The sequence below is a fragment of the Yoonia sp. genome, from assembly GCF_017854415.1.
Classification (GTDB): domain Bacteria; phylum Pseudomonadota; class Alphaproteobacteria; order Rhodobacterales; family Rhodobacteraceae; genus Yoonia.
Map to the genome: position 1 here is coordinate 1 of NZ_JAFMHR010000199.1, position 3,422 is coordinate 3,422.

The 3,422-nt window shown below is 54.1% G+C and carries 3 protein-coding genes and 1 tRNA gene; 2 read left to right on the forward strand and 2 right to left on the reverse strand.

Features of this window, described 5'->3' with window-relative positions; all coding sequences use genetic code 11:
- Together QZ197_RS15290 and QZ197_RS15295 are read right to left on the reverse strand one after the other, a co-directional pair.
- Window positions 1–899 (reverse strand): circularly permuted type 2 ATP-grasp protein (locus QZ197_RS15290; protein WP_296433029.1); only part of this gene is annotated, 899 nt, incomplete at its 3' end.
- Between the two features lie 103 nt (window positions 900–1,002).
- A complete protein-coding gene (locus QZ197_RS15295; protein WP_296433030.1) occupies window positions 1,003–2,295 on the reverse strand; it encodes an ATP-binding protein in 1,293 nt (430 codons plus the stop codon).
- 68 nt (window positions 2,296–2,363) lie between these two features.
- On the opposite strand from QZ197_RS15295, the gene QZ197_RS15300 reads away from it, so the two are divergent.
- Both QZ197_RS15300 and QZ197_RS15305 read left to right on the forward strand, forming a co-directional pair.
- Window positions 2,364–3,281 (forward strand): MBL fold metallo-hydrolase, encoded by a 918-nt coding sequence (locus tag QZ197_RS15300; protein WP_296433031.1) that lies wholly within the window; start codon window positions 2,364–2,366, stop codon window positions 3,279–3,281.
- Window positions 3,282–3,347: 66 nt separating this feature from the next.
- Window positions 3,348–3,422 (forward strand) — tRNA-Asn (locus QZ197_RS15305).

Genomic DNA, 3,422 nt, shown 5'->3' on the forward strand with positions numbered 1-3,422 from the left:
ACGTCCATAATGCCGGGCACGCCCAGCATCGACGATGGGTTGAACGTCAAAGGGTCCAGATATTCATCATCGACGCGGCGATACAGCACATCAATCCGCTTATACCCACGGGTCGTGCGCATGGCGATATGCCCGTCGACAACGCGCAGGTCATGGCCTTCGACCAGTTCAACACCCATCTGATCTGCCAGAAAGCTATGCTCATAGTACGCAGAATTGTGAATGCCGGGCGTCAATACAGCCACGCAAGGCCGACCTGTGCACGATTTCGGCGCGCAAGCCGCAAGCGAACGGCGCAGGCTTTTGGGGTAATCGCTCACCGGTTGGACTTTGATCTTGCTGAAAAGCTCAGGAAACATCTGCAGCATCGTTTCGCGGTTTTCCAGCATATAGCTGACGCCTGATGGCGTACGCGCATTATCTTCGAGGACATAGAAATCATTCTCGCCGGTGCGAACAATATCTGTCCCGACAATATGGGTGTAGACGTCGCCTGGCGGACTGAAACCCATCATTTGTGGCAAGAACGCATCGTTTTGCGCAATCAGCTCTACTGGCACCACACCCGCCCTCAAGATCTCTTGGCGGTTATAAATATCATGCAAGAAGGCATTAATCGCGCGGACCCGCTGATCGATCCCTTTCGACAGCTTGGACCATTCGTTATTCGACAGAATGCGCGGCACCAGATCAAACGGGATCAGCCGTTCCTCTGCATCCGACTGACCGTAAACGTTAAATGTGATGCCACTGCTACGGAAAAAAGCTTCGGCTTCTTGCGCCTTGGTCGACAGGCGAGAGGCGTTTTGCGTTTCAAACCACGCAGCATAGGCATCGTAAGGTGGGCGCGCGCCCTGACCCGTAAGCATTTCGTCGAAGAACGTCATTTTTTTAATCATTCCACGACATTAACCAATTGCAAACGAACTGCAACTTAATCGCCGAAAGTACACCGCGCAGGGAAATTATCGAAAAAGAATTGCATATTTTTTGTGCGTTTATTTAACGGGCGAGGACAAGTTCAGCCTTCAAACCACCCAACGCATCGCTTTCACCCAGGCGCAGAACCCCCCCGTGTGTTCGGGCGATATCCGCCACGATCGACAGCCCCAATCCAACCCCGCTGCCTGCGTTTTGATTGCGGGCTGGATCAAGCCGGACAAAGGGGCTGATTGCGTCTTCAAACCGGTCCGGCGGAATGCCCGGGCCGTCATCCTCGACCCAGAACCTTACGGCGCGGTCTGTGACACTGACCCCGATCTTGGCCTGCGTCCCGTACCGCAACGCATTTCCAACCAAATTGTCCAATGCACGCCGGACCGCCAAGGGACGCAAGCTTACAGGATCGTTAGGCCCTTCCAAACGGTCAGAGGTCAGTGGTTGGCCCATCCGTTCAGCGTCAGCTAGCACCGCTTTGACAATATCTGACGGCACTGTCGGCTCGCGGCTGTCTCCGGCATCACTGCGTGCGAAATCCAGGAAAGCATCCAATAGACGTTCCATATCATCAACATCTCGCAGCAAAGGTGCCGCCTCTTCATTGTCGATGAAAGACAGCCCCAACCGCATCCGGGTCAACGGTGTTCGCAAGTCGTGGCTGACCCCCGAAAGCATCATCGTGCGGCTTTGGGTCTGACGCTCAAGCCGGTTCCGCATATCCAGAAAAGCCGTGCCAGCCGCGCGCACTTCGATTGCACCGGTTGGCGTAAAGGGCGTGATCCGGCCCTTGCCGTAGTCAGTCGCTGCGTTTGCCATGCGTTTGATCGGGCGCAGTTGATTGCGCAAGAATATGTAGGCAACAGCCGTCATCAGCGCACCTAGCACAACCATGATAACCAAAAGCTGATGCGGGTTCGACGCCGAGACGCGCTTGCGGCTAAACTCTGTCAACATCGGCCCATGCGGGGTTTGAAACCAAACCGAAACCCTGTTCCGGCTGGCAAGCGATATCGTCAAAACCTCATTGAATTCGTCGCGCAGCGTTTCAACAACCGTCGCCCCCGTCAAATCAAACGCCGGAACAAGATCGGCTGTAGCCACTTCAGTTGCTGGTAATTGCGTGCGTATTTCGAGCGGCGTATCAAGCTGCGCGATCGCAAGACGGGCTGCATCCAGTGTTTGCGCCGCTTCTGCCGTTTCCAATAAGAACCGCAAATCAATATTCATCGCACTTGTCATCAGGCGGGTCACACCTTCAAAGTGGCGCTGAATGAAAACCACCGAGACAAGAAGTTGCAACAGCAAAACCGGCAAAACCAGAATAAGCGCTGCACGGGCGTAAATGCCACGGGGCATATAGTTCTTGAGCCAACCAAACATCGGCTTACGCTAACCACTCTGAACCCAAACGAAAAGTAGAGAACATGGCCAAGGCGCAAGAATTCAATCCAACTGCAGGGAAACCGTTGGCAATTACAGCCGACTTGGCACTGGTGCTTGCACCTAACCCCTCGCCGATGACGCATTTGGGGACGAACACGTTCTTGCTTGGGTCTGATCGACTGGCGATTATTGACCCTGGACCCGACAGTGACGACCACTTGCAAGCCCTGATCAACGCAATAGGCGGGCGCCCTATTAGTCATATCTTTGTCACCCATAGCCACCTTGATCATTCGCCTTTATCTCGCAAGTTGTCCAAGAGCACGGGTGCGCCAATCTATGCCTTTGGAGGTAGCACCGCAGGCCGCAGTGATATCATGCAAACCCTCGCTCATGAGGGGTTGGCAGGTGGCGGTGAAGGCATCGATTTGGATTTCACACCGGACAAATACCTATTTGATGGTGAGGTGACAAAAGATGCATGGGGAGAGCTCACAGCGATCCACACACCTGGACACATTGGAAATCATCTTTGTTTTCAGTGGGGTGATGTTATTTTCACAGGCGATCATGTCATGGGCTGGGCCAGCTCATTGGTCTCGCCACCCGACGGCGACATCACTGATTTTATGGCGTCGTGTGTCAAACTGAAGCAGTACACTGCGCGCATCTTCTATCCCGCTCACGGTCCATCAATCACAAACCCGGCAGAACGCCTAAATTGGTTGATCGCGCATAGACAGCAGCGCGAGGCGCAGGTTTTATCAACACTCCAGCAGGGACAGGCGACGGCGCAACAGCTCGCCAAGGCCATCTATCAAGACACACCTTCCAGCCTCCATTCAGCCGCCATGCGCAACGTTTTTGCCCATTTAGTAGACTTGAATCTTCGCGGTATTGTCGCGACGAACGGCCCGCTCGCGCAAGACGCGGTCTTTGAGCTAATTCGATCCAATTAACTTTCTCAATTTCTGCGCAAAAGCCCTAGACGTCCCTGAATCGCGTTGCTATAGGGGCGCGAGTGTTCCGACGTAGCTCAGCGGTAGAGCAGTTGACTGTTAATCAATTGGTCGTAGGTTCGATCCCTACCGTCGGAGCCA